21 protein-coding genes and 1 pseudogene are annotated in these 24,924 nt (G+C 41.2%); all 22 read right to left on the bottom strand.

What is annotated here, in order from left to right:
- Nucleotides 1-147 precede the first annotated feature (147 nt).
- The 22 genes and pseudogenes from U5K72_14570 to U5K72_14465 all read right to left on the bottom strand — a co-directional run bounded on the left by U5K72_14570 (nucleotide 148) and on the right by U5K72_14465 (nucleotide 24,920).
- The gene (locus U5K72_14570; protein ID MDZ7720037.1) at nucleotides 148-465 is read right to left on the bottom strand and encodes a hypothetical protein; all 318 of its coding nucleotides are present in this window, start codon (nucleotides 463-465) and stop codon (nucleotides 148-150) included.
- A 14-nt stretch (nucleotides 466-479) separates the two neighbouring features.
- Nucleotides 480-890 carry a hypothetical protein gene (locus U5K72_14565; protein MDZ7720036.1) on the bottom strand — a complete coding sequence of 137 codons (411 nt, stop codon included), beginning with the start codon at nucleotides 888-890 and terminating at the stop codon, nucleotides 480-482.
- Between the two features lie 213 nt (nucleotides 891-1,103).
- Nucleotides 1,104-1,241, bottom strand: a complete 138-nt coding sequence (locus U5K72_14560; GenBank protein MDZ7720035.1) for a hypothetical protein — start codon at nucleotides 1,239-1,241, stop codon at nucleotides 1,104-1,106.
- On the bottom strand, nucleotides 1,242-1,691 hold the full coding sequence (locus U5K72_14555) for a glycosyltransferase (GenBank protein MDZ7720034.1): 450 nt from the start codon (nucleotides 1,689-1,691) through the stop codon (nucleotides 1,242-1,244).
- Nucleotides 1,692-1,854: 163 nt separating this feature from the next.
- Entirely contained in the window at nucleotides 1,855-2,136 is a 282-nt protein-coding gene (locus U5K72_14550) for a hypothetical protein (GenBank protein ID MDZ7720033.1), read from the bottom strand.
- A gap of 47 nt (nucleotides 2,137-2,183) precedes the next feature.
- Nucleotides 2,184-2,510, bottom strand: coding sequence for a hypothetical protein (locus U5K72_14545; GenBank protein ID MDZ7720032.1), 327 nt, complete (start codon nucleotides 2,508-2,510; stop codon nucleotides 2,184-2,186).
- The gene (locus tag U5K72_14540) at nucleotides 2,491-3,141 is read right to left on the bottom strand and encodes a methyltransferase domain-containing protein (protein ID MDZ7720031.1); all 651 of its coding nucleotides are present in this window, start codon (nucleotides 3,139-3,141) and stop codon (nucleotides 2,491-2,493) included. Before U5K72_14540 ends, U5K72_14545 begins: the two co-directional genes overlap by 20 nt.
- Before the next feature lie 410 nt (nucleotides 3,142-3,551).
- Nucleotides 3,552-4,196: pseudogene (locus tag U5K72_14535) on the bottom strand (glycosyltransferase family 2 protein).
- 36 nt (nucleotides 4,197-4,232) lie between these two features.
- Entirely contained in the window at nucleotides 4,233-4,661 is a 429-nt protein-coding gene (locus U5K72_14530) for a hypothetical protein (GenBank protein ID MDZ7720030.1), read from the bottom strand.
- 354 nt (nucleotides 4,662-5,015) lie between these two features.
- A complete protein-coding gene (locus U5K72_14525) occupies nucleotides 5,016-5,186 on the bottom strand; it encodes a hypothetical protein (protein MDZ7720029.1) in 171 nt (56 codons plus the stop codon).
- 110 nt (nucleotides 5,187-5,296) lie between these two features.
- Nucleotides 5,297-5,554: a hypothetical protein gene (locus U5K72_14520; protein ID MDZ7720028.1), complete on the bottom strand. Its 258-nt coding sequence runs from the start codon at nucleotides 5,552-5,554 to the stop codon at nucleotides 5,297-5,299.
- Nucleotides 5,555-7,854: 2,300 nt separating this feature from the next.
- Nucleotides 7,855-7,989, bottom strand: coding sequence for a hypothetical protein (locus U5K72_14515; GenBank protein ID MDZ7720027.1), 135 nt, complete (start codon nucleotides 7,987-7,989; stop codon nucleotides 7,855-7,857).
- 853 nt (nucleotides 7,990-8,842) lie between these two features.
- Nucleotides 8,843-9,121 (bottom strand): hypothetical protein, encoded by a 279-nt coding sequence (locus U5K72_14510; protein ID MDZ7720026.1) that lies wholly within the window; start codon nucleotides 9,119-9,121, stop codon nucleotides 8,843-8,845.
- A 1,000-nt stretch (nucleotides 9,122-10,121) separates the two neighbouring features.
- A complete protein-coding gene (locus U5K72_14505; GenBank protein MDZ7720025.1) occupies nucleotides 10,122-11,780 on the bottom strand; it encodes an ABC transporter ATP-binding protein in 1,659 nt (552 codons plus the stop codon).
- A 453-nt stretch (nucleotides 11,781-12,233) separates the two neighbouring features.
- A complete protein-coding gene (locus U5K72_14500; protein ID MDZ7720024.1) occupies nucleotides 12,234-12,635 on the bottom strand; it encodes a PIN domain-containing protein in 402 nt (133 codons plus the stop codon).
- Nucleotides 12,636-12,890: 255 nt separating this feature from the next.
- Nucleotides 12,891-13,124, bottom strand: a complete 234-nt coding sequence (locus tag U5K72_14495) for a hypothetical protein (protein ID MDZ7720023.1) — start codon at nucleotides 13,122-13,124, stop codon at nucleotides 12,891-12,893.
- Nucleotides 13,125-14,079: 955 nt separating this feature from the next.
- Entirely contained in the window at nucleotides 14,080-14,592 is a 513-nt protein-coding gene (locus U5K72_14490; protein ID MDZ7720022.1) for a UpxY family transcription antiterminator, read from the bottom strand.
- Between the two features lie 1,516 nt (nucleotides 14,593-16,108).
- Complete coding sequence (locus U5K72_14485) at nucleotides 16,109-16,285, bottom strand: hypothetical protein (GenBank protein MDZ7720021.1); 177 nt, start codon at nucleotides 16,283-16,285, stop codon at nucleotides 16,109-16,111.
- Between the two features lie 1,445 nt (nucleotides 16,286-17,730).
- Complete coding sequence (locus tag U5K72_14480; protein MDZ7720020.1) at nucleotides 17,731-19,803, bottom strand: Piwi domain-containing protein; 2,073 nt, start codon at nucleotides 19,801-19,803, stop codon at nucleotides 17,731-17,733.
- Entirely contained in the window at nucleotides 19,800-21,149 is a 1,350-nt protein-coding gene (locus tag U5K72_14475; GenBank protein ID MDZ7720019.1) for a hypothetical protein, read from the bottom strand. Before U5K72_14475 ends, U5K72_14480 begins: the two co-directional genes overlap by 4 nt.
- A gap of 1,251 nt (nucleotides 21,150-22,400) precedes the next feature.
- Entirely contained in the window at nucleotides 22,401-23,042 is a 642-nt protein-coding gene (locus tag U5K72_14470; GenBank protein ID MDZ7720018.1) for a DUF6266 family protein, read from the bottom strand.
- Nucleotides 23,043-24,059: 1,017 nt separating this feature from the next.
- Nucleotides 24,060-24,920, bottom strand: coding sequence for an IS3 family transposase (locus U5K72_14465; GenBank protein MDZ7720017.1), 861 nt, complete (start codon nucleotides 24,918-24,920; stop codon nucleotides 24,060-24,062).
- Between the last annotated feature and the right edge of the window lie 4 nt (nucleotides 24,921-24,924).

Below are 24,924 nucleotides of genomic sequence, written 5' to 3'. Positions count from 1 at the left end.
TTTCATATTCAGAACTTATCCCTTTTTTTAAACTTTTATATATTCTCCCATATAAACTAATTATAAAAAACTTTTTCGCATAAACAGATAATCAATCATTTCCAATGAACCTAAGACATCTTAAATGAATTAGTATGGGATTGATAATTATTTAATTTGAACCCACTTCAAAAAATCTTCCGCTCTTATCTCTGCCGAATTCTCTTTTGCGATACGTTGGGCATTTTCAATCCACTCCATTTCTTTTTTTTCTGATAACATAAGTTCTTTAAGTTTTTGGGCATATTCTTCTTTTGTATTACAGACAAAAACCGGTTCCCCAAAATCATCGTAATCATCATGTATTTTATTAACAATTACCGGTTTACCTAACCCTAAATACTGGTATATCTTGTTGTGGTGAGTATAAAGTGTGTATTCACATCTTTTTTCTATAGTTAAACCGACATTCCATCTCTCAAACAACTTCCGTTAATTTATCAAATGGAAATAAACCCAAGGTGTTTGACATTCGGTTTTTGAAATATTTTTGTAAAAAGTGAACTTGCTCGAATTTCATCTGTAATTTTCCTGCAAATTTCATAATAAACAGAAGCTACATCCGTGATGGAATCAAGTAGTTGCATGTCGGATCTGTCATTCAAATTCCCAGCCATACCTGCGATATATTTATCATTACTAAAAGCGTGATTAGCCATTGATTCATGATTCCATAATTCCAGGTCTGCAGTATTAGGCCAATAACGAATGTTCTCATGCTCAATACCGAAATATTTTGGAAGATATCTCTCAGCAAGATTTTTACTCGTAGCTAACACAATATCAGCTCTCCCAACGAGTGCTATTTCTTTAGAATGATTTTTTTCATACTGCAGAAATATTCGGATCACGTATTAAATAAATAACCTTCTGAGATTCATTTATATAATTCAAAAACAGTTCTTGGTTTGGATCTGTTAAGAAAACAGTGTCAAATTTTTTAAAAAATTGAGCCCAATACATTTTTTTTAAAATAGTCTCAGCGGATCTGAATGGGTATTCTTAGCTTCCCAAGTGTGAAGCTGTAAAAAGATTTCCATTTCAGCGCTGCATTACCCGGTTTTTTAATTGGAAAATGCTTTCACCCCACTCAAAAAAAGAAGACTTGTCTCTTTATGTTCCCTGCAAATAGCTTCAACTGTAGCCCGCCGGGTAAAATTATCAAAATCAGCCGTACTTAGAACGATGAGTAGTTTTTCCATCTACAGCTCTGTCAGGGTTTTCGCAAATTCCCGGTAGTTCGTATCTGCATTAAAATTTTCTTCCCAGTTTCTCTTTGCGGCCAGCCTTTTTTTAGAGAGAATGCTCCTGTTGGAGATAATTTCTCTCAAAATGTTGGAAATCTCATCTGGCCTTGCATCCTTTGAAATCAGCCACCCGTTTTCTTCATTTACAATTTCAGAAGTTCCCCCCACATCTGTAGCAAGAACCGGAACTCCCGCAGACTGAGCTTCCATAATAGAGACCGGGATTCCCTCGGAACTGCTTACATTCACAAACAAGTCCACCGGCATCGTTCGATAGTGTTCCATCACTTCTTTATTGGGTATAATTCCGTGAAGTTTCACGATTGCCTTATCATATATCTTTTCGGTAATGACCTTTTTCAGATCATCCATTAAAGGCCCGTCACCAAAATGGTCCCAGAATATTTTGATATTCAGGTAGATTTATGACGCTGTCTGTGCTATCGCTCTTGCTATCAAATCTACCCGTTTAACTTCCCGAATTCCAGAAACGGAGACAATTCTAAACCCATTACCTTCTGACGCTTTCGATCTGAATCCCAGATCTTTTACACCCAGTCGGGAAATACTATACCTTTTCTTTATAGCCGGGATAGTTTTCAGATAAATAGTGATACCCATCTTTCGGAAATAGAAATAAGCTCAGACAACCTATTCGAACCCCGAGGCACTTCCAGGAGCTATGTGGCGATGGGAGTTCCTCATCATAAAGATCAAATCGGTGGGCACGGCTTACCAGTTTTGTATTTTTTAATATTCTTCCCAATGCTACGGTTGTAATATGAAACCAATACGTATAGAACAACACATCATCTCTGTCAAGTTCATGAGAGTTAATATAAGCTTTCAAAAAACTCGCTCTGTCCTCTGCCATGCCCGACCACCCAAACACACGTTTTAATCCTGTGGGATGGAAGTATCGCTGTGGTTTTTGAACAAATTGGTATATAGAGGCCTATTGCTGTCAAATGCCGGAAGCAATCCTTTCCACAGGTAGTGTTTGCTTCCTGTTGGTTTTCCTTGCAGATATTCAGCATATGAATCATCAACAACTACATTGTCGGGTAATAATCTTTTATCATTCAATTTCCTGCCAGGTAAAATGATCACGTTGGTAAATTCTTCAGAAAGATACGAAATCTCAGTTTCGAGAAATGTTTCGGTTTTTCCGAATGGAAATTCCTCAGTAAATAGTAATATTTTTTTATTGTTTAGATACTTCATCTACTTTTATAGTGTAATCATTTTTGTAGGCAACTGCCGCCAATCCCGTAATCATACTACCTTCTGTAAAAGTTTTGGGCTTGGTATCTATTTTGACCAGATATTTGTAAAAAGGAATTGCTAATAATTTCAAAAATCTTCTCTGCATCAGACTGAAAGGAGCTCTTATAACCCATAAACCTAACATTTGTGCCATTGCTGCATGCCAGCCACCAAGAGGGCGTATTTTTATTTCAGCAAAACCTGCCTCTTCTAAATGCTTTTGCAATGAAAAAGGTGTATATCTGTACTGATCATTTGGCACTTCGTGTAACGGCCACAAAAACGGTATAGTTAAAAACAGGTGCGATTGATTTTTTAAAACCCTGAAAACTTCATTCAAAATAATGTCAGGATCTGGGCAATGCTCAAGAACTTCTGTTGCAATTGCACAGTCAAATAGATTACTCTGGAAGGGCATTTTCAAACCATCCCAGGTATAGTCTGGTTTCACTGAATCATCGTAATTTATTGCACCTTCGATATCAAGTCCTGAATACTTGGAAACTTCTGAATTCATCATAATGAACTCTTTATAGGCATTTTCCCGCAGCCTGCATCCAGAAGATGGCCATTTAATAACGGCAGGCATTGCTTTAATGCTTTAAGAATTGAACTACGTGCATAAAATCTATCTATGTTATTCTTACTTAGCTTTTTCAGAAAAAAATTCTTGTCCATCTATATTTTTTATTGCTGCTTCATGTTTTTACAACTGTAAGTATCAAGGTGCAATCATTAAATTCTTCAGCCTTCTTCTAATGCCAATTTTACTTCGAAATAACCCATATCTAAAACGTAATCCATATAACTTTATAGACCATTTTGCTTTTAGTTTCTCTGAGTTTGATAAACTGTCGCTTTTATCAACAAGGGATATTGCGGATCGAATTCAATTCGTCAGTGGTTTTTAACCGATCTGAAATTTTTTGTCCATCGTATAAACGAAAAATACCAACGGGAAAATCTACATGTTTTATTTTATGCCCTCGTCACGAGAACTCACCCATAGTTCGTATCCATCGTAAAGTGATTATCTTTATTCAACCCGCCTATCTTTTTATACTCTTTTATATTGAATAGCGCACTTTGCTGAAAGCCATTTCCCTTCCTCCAATAATTTGCTATGTCAATATATTCCTTAAAGTTATTTATGTTACTGATACTTGTGTATTCCCTGCTTCTATCTTTATTTGTATGTATTAAATGGCCAACTATTAGCGTCTTTTCATCAGCCTTTTTCAAGTACTCAACACATTTCAATAACGCCCCTTCTGCCAGCAGGTCGTCGCTGTTAATCCAGTTCCCCCATTCACCGGTGGCCTGCTCAAATCCTTTGTTGATGGCGTGGCTCTGCCCCCGGTCCGGCTCGCTCGACCCAGTAATTCAATCTCATTGCTCATACTGTTTGACAATCTCCACACTGTTGTCAGTACTCCCACCATCAATAATGATATACTCCAGGTTCGGATAATTTTGATTGAGCACAGAGAGAATTGTCTCTTCCAGGAATTCTCCCTGGTTATAGCTGGGCGTTACGATGGTAATCTTCGGCCACTTTTCCGGGCCAATATCAATATTATCAGTTTGTTTGACTTCTATCCAGGGCCAACTTTCTGTTTTGCTTTGTACACTTTTATGTGCCATTAAAAGCCCACCTTTTTTAAATAACCTGGAACCGTTTCAGTGAAGCGTCATGCACCGGGTAAACTCGTGATAGTGTTTGAAATTTAGGAGCAGTAACCGGGATAGAAATACCTTTGTGGCATACAAGTATTTTAACGTTATTTTTTTAGTGTGATTGACAATCCTACCAAGCCAGCCCTTTTCAGCCATTTCCATTTTTATAATTTCTTTTCTGTAATGATACCGCTTTGTATTATCGGTGCCAAAATGTACCATAGATGGCCACACATCCATTCCATATTTTTTATAGTTGCACCATCTGTTCATTACATCAATTTCAAATTCCGTGGCACCGTTGATGTTCCGCGTGCCTTCGTTTAACTGGTTCAACAGCAGGTATGTTGTTGCGAAGCCATCGCCAGGCCACCGAAGCGGCTCATCTCCCATTTTTTGAGTACCTGTTTTGATATTTGTAAATCGAGGCATGCCCAAGTCATCATACTCTTTTGTGAGATCTGCTGCATCTCTAAATATTTTTTAAGCCCTGTTTCATTTTTTTTGTAAATAGCAGATACCGCCGTTGAACCGAGGCACATTATCCAAAGAATATCTCTTTCAAAACGTCTTTTTTGTCGGAAAAAGGCGGCACTCCTTCATCGCATCTGATTGAAGCATTTCTCCCGAAGACACCAAAGTCCGTAATTCTTTAGAAAATCGCCAGTACCGAATCAATATCTTTTATAACCAAACAATCAGCATCTACAAAAATCGTTTCCTCGAATGGGCTGTATTCAGGCAATTTTAACTTATAAACGGTACCCATCCTCCAGCTTATCATGCTCAATAATCCACCTGGTCAAAATGGCGGGATAGATTCTCGTCCGGTTTGTCTGTTACCACTACAAACAAGTAGCCATTACCTCCGTTCAGCCTGTAAGTTTGCACAAGATTAATGGCCAGGTATTTGTAGCAGTCCCCAACGGCAATCGTTATGAACCCTTTATCCTGCATTAATGAACAGTTAATTGTTTATAAATTTCAATATAGTTTACCGCCTGATGAGATAATGCAAAACTTTTCCTCGACCATACTTCTTGCAATTCTTGCTAAGTAATTCTTTTTCAGATAGTACTTTTTTGAATTTGCATTAGCACAGTTCGGCTTGCATTACCGGTTTCAGGACAGATACCGTATACGGTTTCCCCGTCTTTAATCATATCCGGAATGCCACCCGTATCAAAACCGGCCGCACGGAACTCCAGCACGCCATCGCTTCCAGGCAGGTTTGCCCAAATGTTTCCTGCCAGTGAGGGGATTACAAAAACATCGGCTGCAGCTATAGATCCAAGATAAAAATAGATCGTTATTGATATTTCCAAGATGAAGATGATCTGGTTTACGATGTAACCGGTAGATTCCCCGAACCAAATGAGAGAAGGAACAGATCGCTTCTTGTTCTTTTAATATCTGTATTGCGTTTTCCAACTCCAGGTAACCTTTCCGGCGGTTTAAAACACTGGGAGCTCCAAAAAGAATTACTTTTTTACTGTCCGGAATACCCAACAAAGTACGAATACTTTTTTTATCTCTGGGTTTAAATAATTTATGATCCACGCCCAAGTGAACAGTTACAATCTTATCCCTTCGAACATTCACTTTCACCAGCTACAGCTGTAGTCCAGTGACTTATTTCCTGCAATTACTATATTTTTTGCATTGATATTTTTTAAAGCTCTTTTTTTTCAGTAAAAGTTAATCGAGATAAGTCGTTCTCATTGTTAGATTGTAACTGGGGACAAGCACCACAGCACGACCTGAATTTTCCACAGTGCTCATCGTAGTGGCAGCCGCCTGTAAATGGATTCATATCATAAAGTCCATACTATAGGTTTTCCTACGTTTTGAAAAAAGTAGGAATATCTATAAATCTTGAAACCCAGTGAAGGTGGTAGATATCTGCTTCGGGCAGCTGTTTCAGTAAGTCGTTTTGATACTGTGATCTGTGATGGGTAAAGAGTTCTGTATCTTTGCCTCTGGGTATTTAGAAAAATCTTTTTTGATCCTTTTATTTTCCAATACATTCGTTTCAGTTTCCTGCCAAACTCTTGTCTGGCATGAAACAGGTTTCATGCTTAATGTTATCAGAACCATCCATAGAGAAAATGGAAGATTGAATGCCTTTCTCAAGTAAGCCTTTTTGAGTTTGCATAGCTATCGCAGCACCTCCTTGTTTAGAGGAAGTGGATATATGCACAACTCTCAACACATTATTCGATGGAATAGAAACTGATTTCTTTTTCTAAATGAATAATGGAAATGATTAAAAAACACAGGCCTCATTATTTTTTAAGCAGTTTTTCATAATAATGAAACCCTTTAACCTTGTACAAAAAAATATAAATCAACAACAAATAGGACACCCATTTCTCTGTTATTACATTTAACCTTCTCCATACTCTCATGGCACTATTTTTTTATTAGCCTTCAATATTGTTGAATAAGCCAAAATGATGAGAAGACATATAAATCTTCACATCTTTGAGGCAATAGTTTCCAGATTTGGTAAATGAATTTTGAGTCTTTTCAAACAAATACTCATCGAGACTTTCATATGCTCTAAACTCAATGAGTTACTACCAATTGTTTCGTGTGCTAAGGGTAACCTCCAAGTAACAATCTGGATTATTAATAAAACTATAACTCAAATTCACTTGTAAAGCTCGTATATGATAGTCCCAATCCTGGAAACTTAATAGTTTTTCATCATAGTAAAGATCATGTTTCTTTATTGATTCCGTTCTCCAAATCACTGAATGTGGCGCCAGGAGGATCCAGCTTTCAAAAAACGAAATATATCAGGTTCATCATTTTTTACATTCCATAAAATTTTAGTATCACCTGGTTTTTTATAAAAAAGTCGTGTAAAAAAACAGAGAAATTTAATCCGTTATTTTTTCTCATATATGATACTCTATTTATATACAATCAGGTAGTTAACAGATCATCTGAATCCAAAAAAATTATAAATTCTCCTTCTGCCTTATCTATACCAATATTCCTACAAGTCGGAGCACCTTTTGGTAATGTATTTCTTTTATACAATTTGATACGACTATCGGTAGCGTAAATATTTTTTTAGCTTCTTAAGCGACGCATCTGTGGAACCATCATCAACAACAATAAGCTCCCAATCTTGATAAATTTGATTCCTTACAGAATCTATAGTTTCAGATATTAATTTTCTCTATTGTACAGAGGAACTATAACAGAGACAAGACCACTTTTGATGTTCATTATAAATCATTTCTTGAACCCTAATGATGAAAGCACCCTTTTCGGGTATATATATCAGAAAGTAAATCCTTCATATTTCTCTTGCCATTGTTCAATCATACGTTTCTCCGTTTCTCTCCGCACCATCATCCAACAAAATAATTGAATCTTCTGATAATTTATCGAAAAGCAATGGCAACACACCATAACGTGGATTGTGGGTTTCTTCAGATATATCAAAAAGATGAGCCGGTGGTCCATCAATGAATTAACAGATCTATATCACGTATACTTTTAAGTTTATCCGATTCATCTATGCTGTAACATTTAAATTTAGAATTACCATTTCTGTATTTTTTCAAAGGTGCATGAATAATTTCTATATTATTGCTAAGATTATGTTTTTTTACCATTTTTCAGTTTTTTCAGCATATACTTCGTCATGATCTAATGAAAATATTTTTGCGTTTTTCACGTTTAATTTTTCAACACTATAACCGGCAATAACAGTTGATACTCCACTCCCAGCTTCTACAATCATTTCGGTCTGTGATCTTTCATAATTTTATATATTAGATTTAAAAAATCAGGAGAAGCGGCCCATTTTCTTGTTTTCTCAAGAGGATATGCGGGAGATATAAACTGATACAAGGAGATTAGTGCCTCCAATTGTGAAAAGGTGTTAAAGCTATACTCAAATGCTGATTTATCCAAAATCTATCTTCGAAGCCCTTGTAGTTTATTATTAAATTTATAGTACAAATTATAAACATAAACCATCAATCCATTCAGGATCAAAACATAAATAATAAATGACAGTAAAATTGGAAACTATCTCAGAACAAAAAGAAATGATATTGATGCTTTTACAAATGTAAATATCGAAGTGAGAAAAAATATTTTTTTATTTATCAGACGTTTGTCATTCACGTTTTGGATTTTCTAAGTAAGAAGCCTCGGCAAACAGAAGACCTAGCAATTTTTATACTTTTTAATTTTGTCAATTTAAACTTCTAATTTATTGCAAAGAAGATAGATCTGCTTTAACAATCAAAATTTTACTACTACTCTTATTAAACATTTGATCTTTATTGATCTCAGTTTATTTAATCCATTCCTAATATTTGTTATCAGATATGATTTGTTGTTGTGTAATGTCTATTGTTTTCATTCTCATCATGCTGAATAATGACATGACAATTGATATTGCCATTCCTGCCGAGTAGTTGCCGTCTGAAAACGCTACACAATACTGCCAAATTTGAGTAACCTTCCCAATATATCTGGATTTAACATCGGATAATAGCCAGTTGCTTCGTATCATAGTTTAATCTTAACTTATAACAGTGTTTTTTGCATGACCTAAAAAAAACTTGTTAATTACCGATCTTAAATTAATTTTTACTAGTTATTTTTTTAAAATTTCTTTTATTATTTGTATTCTTTTTAGTCTTTAAATCAATACTTTCATGATATTTAATTTTTAATTCCTCTCTTGCATTTTCAATATCACCTTCAGCGCCAATAAATTTCCAAAAATTCACAAAGTCATTTTCAAAACTTTCAACTTGTATATTTATATATTTTTTATCTTTTCGGAGCAACTCAATATTGTTGTTTTGTGTATCGATAAATTCATATGCGAGTTTACGTTCCATTTTCTCTCTTCTCAATCTCATTTTCATATTTAGGGGGGTATTTGATATGATTTATATACGCATACGTTATTCTGGGACCGTTACGCTTCAATTCTTTTCAAAAAACTTTCAAGCCGTTTTATCCCGATCTCTATTGAGATGGAATGTATTTTGCTTTACTACCATATATCTTATCAAGTGTCACCAAGATGAAATGCAAGCCTGCTGTCGATCTCAATGTGATTTTTCGGATATTCAAACCTCGAATTACCTACCATATTACATCGGCTTTCAGTGAGCGACAGAATAATTTTTCATGTATTTACAGGCCTTTGCCAAAGCTGGCGATCCTGTTCTGCCGGTGCATAAAACAAATCTCATTTCATAATTTATTTGATTTTAAATATTTTAGGATGGCAGGAAAGTAAAGGAGAGCAAAAGTGTTGCCCCAAAGCGCCCACATCCACCGAGTATAATTGACTTTTTATGTAATACTTTCTTACATTTGGTGTTTTTGAAAAATTTTTGTTTTTCTTGCGTACATGAATAGAGCCTTTATCATAAGATTTTTCAAAACATCTAATTTCCATGAACAATCTGCTAATAAAAAATTTTTGAATATCTAACAAATTACTGAATCGAGTTTGCTCATCCACATTTAACTCTTTGTGAGAACTAATTTGTAAAAAAACCATTTTAATCTCCTTCGATCCTATACTTGCTTTTACAACGAGGTCCACGTCTTGTGGGGATCTGATGTATGTTCTTCTATCCTAAGTTATATTTGCCAATACTCACTTTACTCTTGGCTGTCATGTGAGTACCCTTTCAAGGCTGAGGTTCGTTCCACAAAAAAAAATGAGGGAAATTTGTTATTTATTTCATAATCAGGATCATTCTCAACCTAACATCTGTTCATCTGTTTCTCTGTTCGATATTAGATATTCAATTTCAATTATAAATTTTGAACTTCCGCCATACGGCTGAACCGGGTTTTTATCTAGTCTACTTCGTCAATTCGTTATAAGAACCCTCTTCAATCAACTTTCCGTGATCTAATACATAAATGATATCCGCATTCTGGATTGTAGACAAACCGGTGTGCAATCATCACCACAGTCAGCGATCCTTTCAGTCCGTCAATCCCTTCCTGGATATACTGCTCCGATTCGGAATCAAGTGCACTGGTGGCTTCGTCCAAAATTAAAAGATTGGGTTCCTTAAAGAGTTCGCGTGCTATAAACAAGCGTTGCCGTTGGCCACCTGAGAGCCTGACGCCGCGATCTCCCACAACCGTTTCAAATCCGTCCGGCAGATCTTGAATAAAAATATCCGCGTATGCTTTTCGGGCCGCTTCCTCAACACGTTTTCGCATCTCCGGATCATTAGCGTAATCGCCTTTCCAGAGGGAGATATTGTTGGCAATCGTATCGTCAAAAACTACCGTTTCCTGGGAAACGTACCCGATCTGTTTCCGCCAGGACAATCTCTGAATATCTCTACCAGAAACGCCGTCTATATAAATATCGCCCGATTGCGGCCTCAGCATCAGTGTTAACAGATCGGCCAGTGTCGTTTTACCGGCTCCCGATTCTCCCACCAGGGCAACCGTTTGATTGACCGGAATGGTGAGAGAGAGATCCTGAATCACCGTTTCTTCCTTCATATCATACGCAAAATTAACGCTCTCAAACCGAATCTCCTTCGAAAGCGGGCCGATATCCACTTCGCCGTCTATCTCTACACTTTCAGATGTAGCTGTAAACTCCTCCTCCACCATCTCCAGCGAGCCGATCACATTCATCGTCCCCTGCCAGCTCTCCTGCACGGTAATCGTGGCACGCATCCCCCGGTGAAAGAGCAGAAGCGCCACGGCTATCGGCCCGATGGATGCCCCCAGCCAGAACACCTGGATCGCCACAATGCCGATCATAAACACAATGGATACCGGCTCTTTAATCGCCGTGGTAAAGGCATTGGCAATCTGCTGGCGCATCCGGTACCCGGCCAGTTTATGAACGCTCTCAATCACACTTTCCCGCAGGTGATCGTTCTGCCCGGTGGAGGTGATATACTTGAACGCCTGGAGCGTCTGCACCAGGAACTTGTTCAGGTTGGAAGCTTCCCTGGCCGTTTTCCTGGACAGTTTGGTCACATAAACATTCAGCGTTTTGAAAAGAATTAAAAGAATCGCACCCACACCTATCGCCATGAGTGCAAAATTCCAGGTGATAAAGAAAGCAAACACCAGGTAACTGGCAGCCATAATTACCTGGGTGAGAAACGTCAAAAACTTATTAAAAGAGCCGATGGATTGCTGAATCTGTCCGTTAATCACATTAATAAAATGCCCGGTGTTTCGCTGGATAAAGTAGCGGTAGTCCATGCTGTTGTAAGCGTCATACATTTTGGTTTTCAACTCCCGCATGAGCTGAGATTCCAGGTATCCTTTATATCCGCCTTCGGCAAATTTCAGAAGCCCTTTCCCGACAAATACAATCCCGATAAAGATGAGAATGGTACTGATGGAATCTGAGGCTCCAAAAAAAGAGAGAACAGCGTTAATCGCCTGCATGGCCAGGTTGTCGTAATCGGCTGTGGCAGAGTCCGCGGCTTCAATGAGCGGCAGCAGAAGGGAGATGCCGAGGCCTTCAGCCAGGGCCGTAAGAAGAGTCAAAGCAAAAATGATGTACATTCTTCGCCCCAGGTATCGGCGGTAGACGCTCAGGTAGTACTTGATGTTGGAGAAGATTCGAAGGTTTCAGGTTTGCGATTTGTGATTTGCCGGTTTGTGCATTGTGGATTGTCGATAAGCGTTATTCAGGTACTTGCTTATGGTCAACTGTCAGTGTTTCAGTTGTATTGCAGGTTTCAGCGTTTCAGGTTTCAGGTTTCAGGTTTCAGGTTTCAGGTTTCAGGTTTCAGGTTTCAGGTTTCAGGTTTCAGGTTTCAGGTTTCAGGTTTCAGGTTTCAGGTTTCTCAACTATGTTTAAGGTTCAAGATCCAAGGTTTAAAGTCAAACCTAAAACCTTAAACTTTAGACATTGAACTTATTTCCGGCGGGCGGGAAGGATTCAAGGTTCCATGTCCAATGTTTAATGTTCTCAGTATTCAAACATTGAATCTTAAACGTTAGACATTGCACTTTTTAATCATTGAGGCATACAACGTTTATTTCTGAAATCTTTTTTAAAGCTTCATCGTTGGTTAAAAAAACATCTGCATTATGAATGACAGCAGTGGATATTTGTATAGCATCCGGTGTTCGTATTGCATATGCAGCTCTTAATTTTGCAGCTTGGTCTGAAATTTCATGATTCACTTCAAACGTGGTCAAACCTTCAGAATTCAATAAAATATCTCTGTATTGTGCGGCTAATTTTTCATTACCCGTTCTGTATGGATGAACCAGAACTTCCAATAGGGTTATATTTGTTGTTATAGCTTCAACTTCTCCCCTTTCAATATCATTAAAGATCTTCTTTACAATCTTTCCATAATGCGGGTGTGCCTCCATAAAATAGATAAATGGAGCGGTGTCAATACACACTTTTTTATTTATTCCGGATTATTCACCAAGAAATTTGGTTGTGCACAAGGCGAAGAGGAAATGGTGACGGAAGAGTACCTGAGTACCCTGAGTAAAGCATTTCAAATTCAACGCAGTGCACGGGCAAATTTCGCAGCCATTTACCACAACATTCAAATTTGAGCTATGCTCATTTTCCGAGGTATAGAATAATTTCTGTGACTTAACTTCAATTTTATACTATTTCGTGAATAATTCGGAATATGAGCTTCTCCTTTAATCCCAGGAATTTCTCTCCTTTTGAATATAATCTTGTATTTCAATGTTTTTCCAAACCTCTGCACCTAAACCATCCAGTTCTGTAATCTTTCGTTTACCGGATGTTCTGCCAATCTGTTTTTTTAACGTAGCAGTTAATAATTCAACTAAATGTAGTTGCTGCTCAGGTTTAAGATTGCCTATTCCTTCTACATAATCTTCATATGTCAATACATCATTTTTTTTACTCATCAAAAATCACCTATACATTCTGAATGTTATCATTTAAACCGTACTCTACTCTATTGATAACCTTTAAATTGATTCAATTTCGAATGTATTTTAATCATATTCAATACGATTGTCCAACCTGTCTGCAAATATGGAAGAATAATAGGTTTCAGGGTTCAGGTTCATAAGGTTCATGATCCAAGGTTTAAAGTCAAACCTAAAACCTTAAACTTTAGACCTTGAACCTTTTCCCGGCGGGCGGGACGAAACCGTGTTCAACACCAGAACGTTGTGCCCGCCGATTCCAACCCCCACCCTGTCATCCCGAGTGAAGCCGAGTGTTTTTTCGAGGCGGAATCGAGGGATCTCCGTGATTCCGGCAGTAGCCCTGTCAACGTTCATCAATGTAACCCCTCGCAGTGGGTTTAAGGTTTCAAGTCTAAGGTTTAAAGTTTCTGTGTTTGTCAACCTTGAACATTAAACCTTAAACATTGAACCGCGCGCAGCCCCTCGAAGTCATTTATCATTATCAATTCACGCCCACCGCCTCGGGGCATTCGGTGTGTGGTGTTACCCATTCCCACGGCTGCAAACAGTTTACTTCGTTCCTGTTTTTGCCGTGGGCTATTGATTTTGTACCCCTTCGGGGTAAGATTGCCCGAGGGCAATCAATAGATCTCCCCTCCTTGTCCCCGACACGTGTTTTTGTGTCGGGGATAGGGAGGGGACCAAGGGGTGGGTCCTCCAAACCGCCGTACGGGACAAAAAATGTTCAATATGAGTATGTGATGCCCACCTCAGGACATTCCCTGCATCCTGTATCCTATATCCTGCATCCTGTACTCTGAACCTCGTACAGCTTCGCTTCCCTCAGTCCCATTGCTGAGCTTCGCCGTTTAAGGATTGTCAACCCTTAGACTCTGAACCTGACGATCACGACACAAGTTTGAGCACAGACCTCTTTACCGTATAAACGTCATATTACTATGCAGAGACTCGAGCAGTACACACGCCCGATCCCTTTTATATGTACAACTACACCGTTCATATCCCGCAGTTCGCCGGAATCGATTTTCACGCGGTCGCCGGGGGAGATCTGTTCTAACTGAATATCCTCCACATCCGGATGGCCGGTAATCCGTTTTACCGTTTCAATTTCCTCCTCCCGGATTACGGCGAGTTTTCCTTTCCAGCAAACAGATCGAAACACCGAGGGATACTGCAAGAGGTTCAGCCTTTCTTTTTCGGTTACCTTTGCAAGCAGGTACCCCGGTATCCAGGGCTTCACCACCGTCTTCCAGCGGTCGCTCCACTTCACGCGCTCCTCCTTCAGGGGATAAAAAATTTCAAAAAGATGGTTCTCATCCAGCCGTTCGGAGGCCTTTTTTTCATGGCGGGGTTCCGGGTAACATGCGTACCAATCTCGGTTTGGCCCTTCTGGTGAATCTGATTTTTGGGAAAAGGAGTTTCCTGGTAAATCTGTGTTCATGATGCGTCTAATATTCAATGATAACAACTGCCGGTCCTTTCAATTCTAGGCAGTCCGACTCCCTGTATCTTGGCATTCCTGGCAATGATGATCAGTGGTTTCTATTATCAGAATTAAAAAGATAGACGAATAAACAAACGGGGTCAAGGTCAATCATGAGTTTTCGTACGTTGAGCTTTTTTCTAATTTCGATTTAATGGCGTCTGTATATCAATTCTCATATCCAACAGGTCTTAATTCCTCTCATCTTTTTAGGATTGCAGAATAGATGTGGAATTTAGTTTAAGGTTTGTGGTTTTGTCAACCAAAACTTTAAACTTTAGACGTTGAACCTTTTCCCGGCGGGCGGGACGAAACCATGTTCAACATCAGTATGTGGTGCCCGCTGATTCAAATCACCCACCCCTGTCATCCTGAGCCACTAATTTTGCCCAACTGCGGGGCAACACCATTGAAGTGATAACATTGATATGTATCAAGTTTTGTGTTAGTCCCTTTTTAATGCGAAAAAAGGGACGAAAAACGCATCGGGAATAGAGATGTTCACATTCTATAGTTTTAAACTATGATTTGCTTTCAGTTCTTTCTTGCCGTTTCCATCGGTTTTCCCGCTATTCCCGCAAAACCTGATGATCAATTATAGGTCCATTAAATTCGGCCTTGATGGGTGGAGGAGTGGCATGGGTTGCGCCACAGCACGGGAGAAATCGCTCTGCGTGCTCACCTTGTGAGCATTCGCAGAGTGTACCCGTGCGTGCAAACCATGCCCGGAAGCCATCACAGCCGAGAGGTTTTGGATACTTTTGACGGTTCAAAAGTATCAAGACAGAACTGAATAAGGGCGTTTATGCTGTTTTAAGGCTTATTTTTAAATCTGTCACCGGTAGCAACTAATTTTGCCCAAAAGCGGGGCAACACCATTGAGGAAGAGACAGAAAATTTACCCGTAGTTCCAACTTTCAAGTATAAGGAAGATCTCTCATCCTTCGGCCTTGATTGGTGGAGGGATTGCATGGTTTGCAACACAGCACGGGAGAAATCGCTCTGCGCGCTCGCCTTGTGAGCATTCGCAGAGTGTACCCGTGCGGGCAAACCATGCCCCGGAAGCAATCATAGCCGGGAGTTTTTGATTCCTTTTGGCGGTCCAAAAGGAATAGGGAAGAAATGGTATGAGGCTTTTATGTTGTATCAAGACGTATTTTTATGAATCTGTCACTGGTAGCGCAGGCCATCAATATAGCCCCTCGAAAATATTCATCATTATCAATTTACATTTCCCGCCTCGGGGCATCTTGTTTGTGGTGTTACTATCCCCACGGCTGCAAAACCTTGCTTCGCTTGCTTTTTGCCGCGGGCTACTCACTTTATACCCCTAACGGGGTGAGATTGCACAAGTGCAATCTTTCATAAAAATCTTAAACTTTAGACATTGAGCTTTTTGCCGAAGCTATTCCGAACATCTCTTCACCATATTCAAAAACCGACTGGATATCCTCACTAAATTGGGACGAGACCCTTACTTGTTTTCTCTCTTTTTCAGCCATGATTCAAACTGATTCATCGATTCCTGTACACTGTAGAAGGGACCCTTTTCAGCATCCTCTATACCTTTTTTAAACTCTTCTTCGGTTAGTGATGTACCAGACGTAAATTTTTGGCTGCCTGTTTGTTCAGATTTTTTCTTCGTTTCCATAGAGGAGTATTAACTGTAATTATCAACACTTTTATAATGTACTATTTCAATATGTATTGCACAAAACATCATTACCGTTCTTCCGGACCCCGCATTCCCGGGGCAGGCTTGAACCAGGGATCCGTGCCATTGATACCGACCACTCCTGAACAATGTGTGGAGATCTCAACTGCGTCTAAGGTTCAAGGTTTAATGTTTCAAACCTTAAACCTTGAACTTTAGACCTTAAACATGTTCCCGGCGGGCAAGACAAAACCGGGTTCAATATCAAAACGTTGTGCCCGCCGAATCCAACCCCCGTCCCTGTCATCCCGAGTGAAGCCGAGTGTTTTTTCGAGGCGGAACCGAGGGATCTCATCAATATGGGCAGAATCCTTGACAACGTTCATCACCGCAGCCCCTCGCAGTGGGTTTAAGGTTTCAAGTCTAAAGTTTAAAGTTTGGGGTTTGTGAATTGTGGATTGTGGATAAACATTATTTAGTTACTTGCTTATTGTCAATTGCATACTGTTAACCGTTTGTCAACTGCTTTTTGCCTACTGTCAACTGTTTGCTGATTGCTGATTGCTGATTGCTGATTGCTGATTGCTGATTGCTGATTGCTGATAAATCATATTTTGTCAACTGTTTTTTGTCAACTGTTTATTGTCAACTGTATACTGTTGTTGTCAACCTTGAACATTAAACCTTAAACATTGAACCGCTCACATCGCAACGCTCGTGTTTTTGCCGCGGGCTACTGTCTGACCACCCCTTCGGGGTTGGATTGCCGGGGCAATCTTTGGGAAATTGCCACGGATACCCGTCAGAACGCTCTAAGCGGTCAGACGGGTAAACTTTCAACACATCTCCCCTCCTTGTTCACGACACGTATTTTGTGTCGGGAATAGGGAGGGGACCAAGGCTGACATTACCCATGTAATTTCAAATATGACTAATTTAGTCTATGTAAAGTATTGGTAATGCTTGACTTAAAGCTGTTAGGTATATTTTCGAAAAATATCCGTTTATCATTTTAAAAATAGATTTGCAATACGCTTTTTGAAAGAAGAATAATAGGTGCTTCAACATCCATTCATTGCCGTTTTAGAGTTGATTTATTTTAGGGTCAGAACAACTCCGGCCTCGAAAGAATTGGCGGATTGAGGGAGCCTGAAGATCTGCGGAGACCTTTTATCATACCGGCTCTTAACGATGTTAACAAGCTATAAACGCGGTGGACCATTGATAAAAGGTAGCAGAGATTCAGTGACCGCCGCCAATTCTTTCACCGCCTTGAATTTTTGGTTCTTTTGTTCCGAAGCATCAGGATGAACAAGGTGAACGTTACGGTTGATAGCCTATTATTATGAATGATATTCAACCTTTCCAATAAACCTTGATAAAGATATCATCTTAAAAATTGAGATTTTATGGGTAATGTCAGGGGACCAAGGGGTGGGTTCTCACAAAAACCACAAATTCCGTTTCCCGAACTCCGGCAGTGTCTCGCTCTTAAAATATGGGAACCGCCGGGCAACCATCTCCGGGTATTTCACCGTGACCGGGGTGGTCGTTACGCTGACGGATTGCCAGTCCAGGCGGCTGAACTGATACACCTGCCGCAGCAGCTCTTCCACCCATCCCTCCTCTTCTAATTTCTGATCTAACCGTTCGATATACTCCTCCCATTTCTCCTCTTTATTGTAATTGTCCGCAATGTCTATCCTCACCTTCAATGGATAGTGATAGGATTTCATCTTGTCATTCGGCAAACCGTACCGGGTGTTATTGTAGAGAAGAAACTGGCGATCTCCGATTCGGGTCCACGTACCACTTAACGGCAGCCGATGAGAAACAGATCGGTCGGATAGAATCAAGTCGCGCGAAGCACTCTTATGGATTGTCAAAATAACCAGGGGTACGTCGAGGTTCAGCTCCCTAATTTTGCGGTGCAGTTCTTTTGCCTCCCTCCGTTTCATCTGCTTGTAAAAATGAATGATAACGCGCTCCATATTCTCATTCTTTTTATGAAAATCTCTCACTGCCTTCAGTATTGAGCCGGTCAGTTTAATGTCATCATCGGCCGTAAAAGAGTCGAATCCCCTGAACTCACCGTTCCGTGTAAAACAAAAAGCACTTCCCAGGTACCGTTTTCGAAGTTTGTTAGGTCTGTATGCACCAATCCCAATCACAAGTTCTTTGGATGTCTCCTGTTTGAGCGACCAGGGCCTCCCTCCCATCTTGGCCACCAATGCTGTGGCAATATTTGGCAGATACAAGTTAAACGAAGAATCCATTATCGACCCACGGAAGATTGTCTGTGAGGTAATACCATATTTCAGTAGTTCCTCCTTCATACGGTAGTACACCGCATGCCTGGCCGGGTCGGGATCATCTTTGGCAATCGGGCTGATATAGATAGCACCATATCGAATATGCTCTTTCAATTCCATCTCACGCAATGCTTTTCGAATCTCCGGCAGAGGATCATCTTCATTTTTGAAGGTGATATTCTTGTCACGGATATGAAGAGGCATCTTGGCAAAGGCAGACAAGCCGGGAAAAGATGCTCGGCCTTTTTTCAGATCCATGTAGAGTCGATTTCCCAACGTTTTTGTACTCGATTCATGTACAATCATAAACAACTCCATATGAGCAACTGCCGGCGGCTGATAAGGTCCGCCCTCTTTCAATCCCTGGAACGGATTACGATCTACAACTCCTTTCCCAAACTCAAGATCAGCCGATGACAAGGGAAGCCGTTGCACTCTGTTCTCCGGCACGGTCCAGTACCCGCTGCTGTCCGGCTGAAACTCATCCCGAAATAATTCCGATTCAATGAAGCGATTGTAAAACCAGTCGATCTTTTCCGTATAATGGCGAATTTTGTTGCCTGTTTTCTTCCGATAACCGGGCAGCTCTAATATTTCCCTGATCTTGTAGTTAATCACCGGATAAACCTCTTTGGTATCTGCCGTTCCGCTCTCCATCAAACGCTTGTAGGAGTGAAGGGATCTGTCGTAAGCAACTGTCTTAATATCGGTCGTCTCACCGGGATACTCATAAACCGGCCGAAGCCACACCTGTTTCATCCCATCGTAGATAACCGTACACTCAAATCCGTCTGTACATCGCCCGTATCCTCCCCGCACTTTAAAACAGTCAAAAACCCCAACATTCTTTTCCTTTCCTTTTTTGATCAAAAAATAGAGCTCCAGGTTTCCCACGAAGTCCGTTCGAATCATCCGCACCTCCTCCCGTTTCCGAAACCACTCAAAGAACCTGTAATTCAGGTAATGCTTGGCGAAAAAGGGTGCGTCTTTAAAACTCAATTCAAATGTAATATCAGCATCCTCGTCCGAAAAATCCGTATACAATCTGGAGTCTCCGTGCCTCTTATCAATCATTTCGGGAAATTCATTCGGTTCAAGAGGAACATCACCATCACTCCTTTTCTCTTTATAAAATTGAAAGACTTTTTTCGAATCGCCCTGCAGAGGGATGAGGTTTAATGTAAGGCCTGATGATTGACTCATTGTGTTTGTTTGATCTTCTTGTGATAGTTTAGAAATTTCTCTACTTCATCTTCATGGATCAGTTGCCGCTGCGGTGAAAATTCTATCACCTCTGCACCGCTTTTACCCAGGTATTTTTTCATCGTTTTATGATGCACTCCAATCTTCTTTCTGATCTCGTCCACATCCACATACCGGTCCAGCAAATTCTCTTTTGCATGTTTCGGGCTTATCTGAAGAGTTCTGTCTTGAGAATAGGCTGTTGAATGCGGCTCCGTAAAATAGTTGTCAATCATCCGTATCAACTGCACCGCTTCCGATTGGATCTCGTCATGTTCAGATTTCCCGGTTGCAAAAAGAACCCTGTATTCATTCATAGACCGCATCACTTTGTGCAGATCTGCTTTCTCTTTTGACGATTGTGTTCTGCCCTCCTGCAGAATTCCAATCAGATGTGAGATCCGGTCACCATTTTTCTTCTCGTTGAGGATATCCGAGAGACCTGTTTTATTATTTTCTTGGATCAGTCCGGCACAAAGCCTTGCATTTTCCAACAGCCGCATGGATTCGCAGAGTACATGTCGCAACTCTTTATCAGAGTGGACAGAAAGCTCAGACTGAATATCAGCAATAAGTGAATCGATCTGCTCCGGGGCATTCTCTTTGTGAATGAGATGTTGCAGCTCCATCCGGGTTCGGGCAACGGTTTGTACATAAGGAGTTTCATCCGGAACCGGTTGCTCAAGCTGTTGCAGGTAGAGTTCTTCACGAGTCAGCATTCTGTCATTCGGAATCAGCGGAAACCGTATCTGAAGTTCATAAATGGATATTTCGAGACTTACAAATAACCGTTTCCAGAGATAGATCTGTAGGTGTTCTATCAGCTTACCAGACTCAAAACTCTCATTATGAGTTCCCGCCTTCCGTAACTGAAGGCGTTCATGACACTCAATCAATAAATCCTGCCAGGACTCAAGAAGAGTAATCAGTTCATATCTGAGCACTTCTACCGGAACAGATGTATCAGATTGCTTCGCCGACAACGCAAGAATCACCATTCGAAGCTCACACCAAATGTAGGCCCGGTAGAACGTCGAGAGGATATGACCCGGCTCAGGATAAGTATCGGGGATATGGAAATAATCAGACGGCCATTGTTCTGTCTGATTATTCATTTCCGCATGTAGCCAACGTATGTTCACAGCTGGCGTAAATTTCAGGTAGGCCGATGGGATATCCGGTTTCGTTAAAAGTCGGTGAAAAAGCTGCCCCTCCTCTTTGCGATACCGTCTCAAAAGATGTTCCGGGCGGTACTCTCCAAACAAGAGTTTCCGAACCCCGTTCGCGTATATCTCCTCGTATTCCATATTTACATTTCGTCTCTTAAAAAGCCGTCTCCCCGAATAGAATAATGAATTTTTATCGAAAATGTGAGTTGATTACCTCCCCTCTCGCGTGTCCCGACACCGACACCTCGGGGAGAGGTAACCGATAGCAAAGCGTCACTTGTGCCAGTTTTTGGGGGTATTATTGTTGTGAATCCTAACCACAGTATAACCCCCTACTGGCGCAAGTGTTGAGCGAAGCGTCACTTGTGCCCCTTTACGTGGGCACAAGTGACATCCTTGACTTACTCGTTACTCGTTCCGAAGATCTTCCTTCGAAACGGTAGCCTGAAGCTCAGCTTCTTATTTGGTATGAATCAATCAAAAAACGTATCACGGCGGGCAAGACAAAACAATGCTCAACATCAGTACGTTGTGCCCGCCGAATCCAACCCCCGCCCTGTCATCCCGCCTGCCCCGATGTTTTTTATCGGGGAGTGAAGCCGAGTGTTTTTCGAGGCGGAACCGAGGGATCTCGTCGATTCAGGGAACAGCTCTGTCTACATTCATTTTATCCGTCCACTGACGGAAGGGGACCAAGGGCTGACATTACCCATGTAATTTTTTATATGACCAATTCATGCTACTTAAAATATTGGTAATGTTTGACTTAAAACTGTTATGGTTTTTTTAACAAAATATCCGTTTAATATTTTGAAAAGAGATGCACAGTAAGCTTTTTTGAAAGAGGAATAATAGGTACTTCAATATCTGTTTATTGCCGTATAAAGTTGACATTTATTTTAGTGTTAAACAAGTCCGGCCTCGAAAGAATTGGCGGATTGAGGGAGCCTGAAGATCTGCGGGGACCTTTTATCATACCGGCTCTTAACGATGTTAACAAGCGATAAACGCGGTGGACCATTGATAAAAGGTAGCAGAGATTCAGTGACCGCCGCCAATTGTTTCGCCGCCTTGAATTTTTGGTTCGTCCCGAAGCGTCGGGATGAACAAGGTGACCGTTAAGGTTGATAACTTATTTTTATGAATGATTCTCAACCTTTCCAATAAACCTTGATAAAGATATCATCTCAAAAAGTGAGATTTTATGGGTAATGTCAGGGACCAAGGGGGACCAATTCCGTTGGTCCCAACCGCGACAAATCAACGATTCTGAATGATGTTTGGCACGTAAATAGAAATGAATAAGATAAAAAAAACGGCTTCAGAATTAACTGAAGCCGCCTTTACCTGTTGTCGAAATCGAAATCAGAATAAAGATATCGATATCGATCAGGCAGCGGTATCCTCCCCGATAAAGATCCCATTGGAAACATCGCGGTTCGTCTCCGACCGAAAGGCCAGGTAACCGGCAATGTTTGCCCCACTCCATCCGCTGGGAATGGTGAGTTCCAGGGTTCCATCTTCACGAGAAGCCCCGTGAAGGTTATAGGTAACCGCTCCTGTATCTGTGTTGTACAGGAGAATCATCGCTGCATCGGTATTGGCAGCCCTGCCGATACCGGCATTATTACTCCACGTGATCGTTACCGATCCAGCAGTTGACAAATCCATGTCAAACGTATCCGCACCATAGAGATCACCGGTGGCAACCTCTACCTGTTCTGGGGCGATTCCCAGGTCCGGGTAGTCGCCTGTGATGGCTTGCTTAAGGTTGACTGACATTGCAGCATTCATCGCCGTTCGCTTATTGGCCGAATTCTTGAAGCCAATATTTACAAACGGGCGGATACTTTTCAGAAATTGCCCTACCAGCTTAAATTTAAGCCGTTGGGTTTTCTGCGCTACCGTGTTTGGATTATTCACCGTTGCCGGTTTCGATCGTATGTAGTCGATTCCGCGCCAGCGTCCACCGACTACATTTCCTACTGTGCCTGAGATTCCTCCCAGGATACCAGAACTAAGTTTAGCCATAATATATATGGTTTGAATTAAAGGGTTACACGAAAACCGGATGAGTTAACACCCTGCTCCCGTGAGTTCAGCGGCCAATCTAAAATCAAAAACAAGCCCCGCAAACTCTGCAGAGGCCGATCTCCGGTTCTTTCCACTTCATTCCGGTTTTTGCCGGTTTCTTCCAGAGCTATTGATGAAGTAAGCTGTTCAACTGCTATCAGTTAAATTCTTATAGCGGCTCCTGTCTCTTCTGTTATAATTACTTTTAAGGAAATGCCTAAATAATGTACATGCACAGGGATCTAATCTTATATGAGCATCGAACTTAAACAACGATCCATCAAAGATGGACCAACTCTCTAATTTTGCGGAGTTGGTACGGAGCAAACCCGGAGTTGGGGTAGACATGAATGAAGAGTTTTGAATGCAGATTTTAGATCTAAGAAGTTTCTCATTCCGGCCTCCGAGCCGGAATCTCCAAACGTGCCAGTGATTCCCTGCCGTTGGTACCGCCCATCCCTGAACAACGGTGTGGAGATCTCAACTGCGGGTAAGGTTTAAGTTTTAAATTTTTCAAACCTTAAACCTTGAACTTTAGACCTTAAACATCTTCCCGGCGGGCGGGTCGAAACCGGGTTCAACATCAGAACGTTGTGCCCGCCGAATCCAACCCCCGTCCCTGTCATCCCGAACGGATGTGAGGGATCTCCGCGATTCAGGGAAGAATCCTGTCAACGTTTGTCAATGCAGCCTCTCAATAGGTTTAAGGTTTCAGGTTTCAGGTCTAAGGTTTAAAGTTCTGTATTTTGGTCAACCTTGAACCTTAAACGTTAGACATTGAACCAATACGCAGCCCCTCGAATTCATTTGTCATTATCAATTCACGTTTCCAGCCTCGGGGCATCTGGTGGTGTGGGCGTCTCTGTCCCACGGCTGCAAACACATCGCAACGCTCGTGTTTTTGCCGCGGGCTACTGACTGACCACCCCTTCGGGGTAAGATTGCTACAAAAAAGTGGACAGTTAGTTAAGAGACTCATGCAGCTTGTTTGTGTTTTAGTTTTTGTTCAGCCTGTACCGGGCTTTGATAGTTAAGTGCCGAGTGCAGTCGTTTTCTATTGTACCAGATCTCAATAAACTCAAAAATAGCTGTTCTGGCCTGCTGATAGCTCTCGTAGCGATCGGGCATGTCCAGTTCGTATTTGAGTGTTTTAAAAAAGCTTTCCGCCGGGGCATTATCCCAACAGTTCCCTTTTCGGCTCATACTTTGCGTGATGCTGTATTTGCTCAACATCTTCGTAAAATCTTCACAGGCGTACTGAACTCCCTGGTCGGAATGATAGAGCATATCTTTTTTGGGTTTGCGCCGTACCACAGCCTGCTTAAAAGCGGCCATGCTGGTTTGCCGGGCGCTCATCCCATCACTCAGGGACCATCCAAGGATCTGACGATCACCAAGATCCATCACCGTGGTTAAATACAACCAACCCTGCCGAGTAGGGATATAGGTAATATCACTCACCCACACCTGTGACAATCCATCAGGAGTAAAATTTCGATCCAACAGGTTAGCTGCCACTGGCCAGCGGTGATTGGAATCGGTGGTTTTAACCCATTTTTTACGGATGTTGCTGGCAATACCCATCTTTCTCATTAGCCGGGCAATACGCTGCCGGGAAACGGTCCAGCCTTCAGCGACCAGCTGCCGATGAATACGCGGGGAGCCGTACTTTCGCTTTGAGGACTTCCATATCCGCCGGATCTGCTTGCGTAGCCGCCCGTTCTCAGCAGCTCGCCTGGAGGGGCTACGCCCCAGCCAGCTGTAGTAGCCACTTCGGCTTACTTGAAATACCTGCGACATCTTCGTAATGGAAAAGTTGTGTGCGTGATCTGCCATAAAC

The organism is Balneolaceae bacterium (assembly GCA_034521495.1).
GTDB lineage: Bacteria > Bacteroidota > Rhodothermia > Balneolales > Balneolaceae > Rhodohalobacter.
Note: the sequence above shows the minus strand (reverse complement) of the source record. Positions and strands in the feature narration are given on the sequence as shown.

Coding starts and splice junctions, on each gene's coding strand:
- U5K72_14560 (MDZ7720035.1), bottom strand. CDS start 1,241: ATGGAAAAACTACTCATCGTTCTAAGTACGGCTGATTTTGATAATTTT.
- U5K72_14545 (MDZ7720032.1), bottom strand. CDS start 2,510: ATGAAGTATCTAAACAATAAAAAAATATTACTATTTACTGAGGAATTT.
- U5K72_14540 (MDZ7720031.1), bottom strand. CDS start 3,141: ATGCCTGCCGTTATTAAATGGCCATCTTCTGGATGCAGGCTGCGGGAA.
- U5K72_14530 (MDZ7720030.1), bottom strand. CDS start 4,661: ATGCCTCGATTTACAAATATCAAAACAGGTACTCAAAAAATGGGAGAT.
- U5K72_14525 (MDZ7720029.1), bottom strand. CDS start 5,186: ATGCAGGATAAAGGGTTCATAACGATTGCCGTTGGGGACTGCTACAAA.
- U5K72_14515 (MDZ7720027.1), bottom strand. CDS start 7,989: ATGATTGTAGAAGCTGGGAGTGGAGTATCAACTGTTATTGCCGGTTAT.
- U5K72_14505 (MDZ7720025.1), bottom strand. CDS start 11,780: ATGTACATCATTTTTGCTTTGACTCTTCTTACGGCCCTGGCTGAAGGC.
- U5K72_14495 (MDZ7720023.1), bottom strand. CDS start 13,124: ATGAGTAAAAAAAATGATGTATTGACATATGAAGATTATGTAGAAGGA.
- U5K72_14490 (MDZ7720022.1), bottom strand. CDS start 14,592: ATGAACACAGATTTACCAGGAAACTCCTTTTCCCAAAAATCAGATTCA.
- U5K72_14485 (MDZ7720021.1), bottom strand. CDS start 16,285: ATGGAAACGAAGAAAAAATCTGAACAAACAGGCAGCCAAAAATTTACG.
- U5K72_14480 (MDZ7720020.1), bottom strand. CDS start 19,803: ATGAGTCAATCATCAGGCCTTACATTAAACCTCATCCCTCTGCAGGGC.
- U5K72_14475 (MDZ7720019.1), bottom strand. CDS start 21,149: ATGGAATACGAGGAGATATACGCGAACGGGGTTCGGAAACTCTTGTTT.
- U5K72_14470 (MDZ7720018.1), bottom strand. CDS start 23,042: ATGGCTAAACTTAGTTCTGGTATCCTGGGAGGAATCTCAGGCACAGTA.
- U5K72_14465 (MDZ7720017.1), bottom strand. CDS start 24,920: ATGGCAGATCACGCACACAACTTTTCCATTACGAAGATGTCGCAGGTA.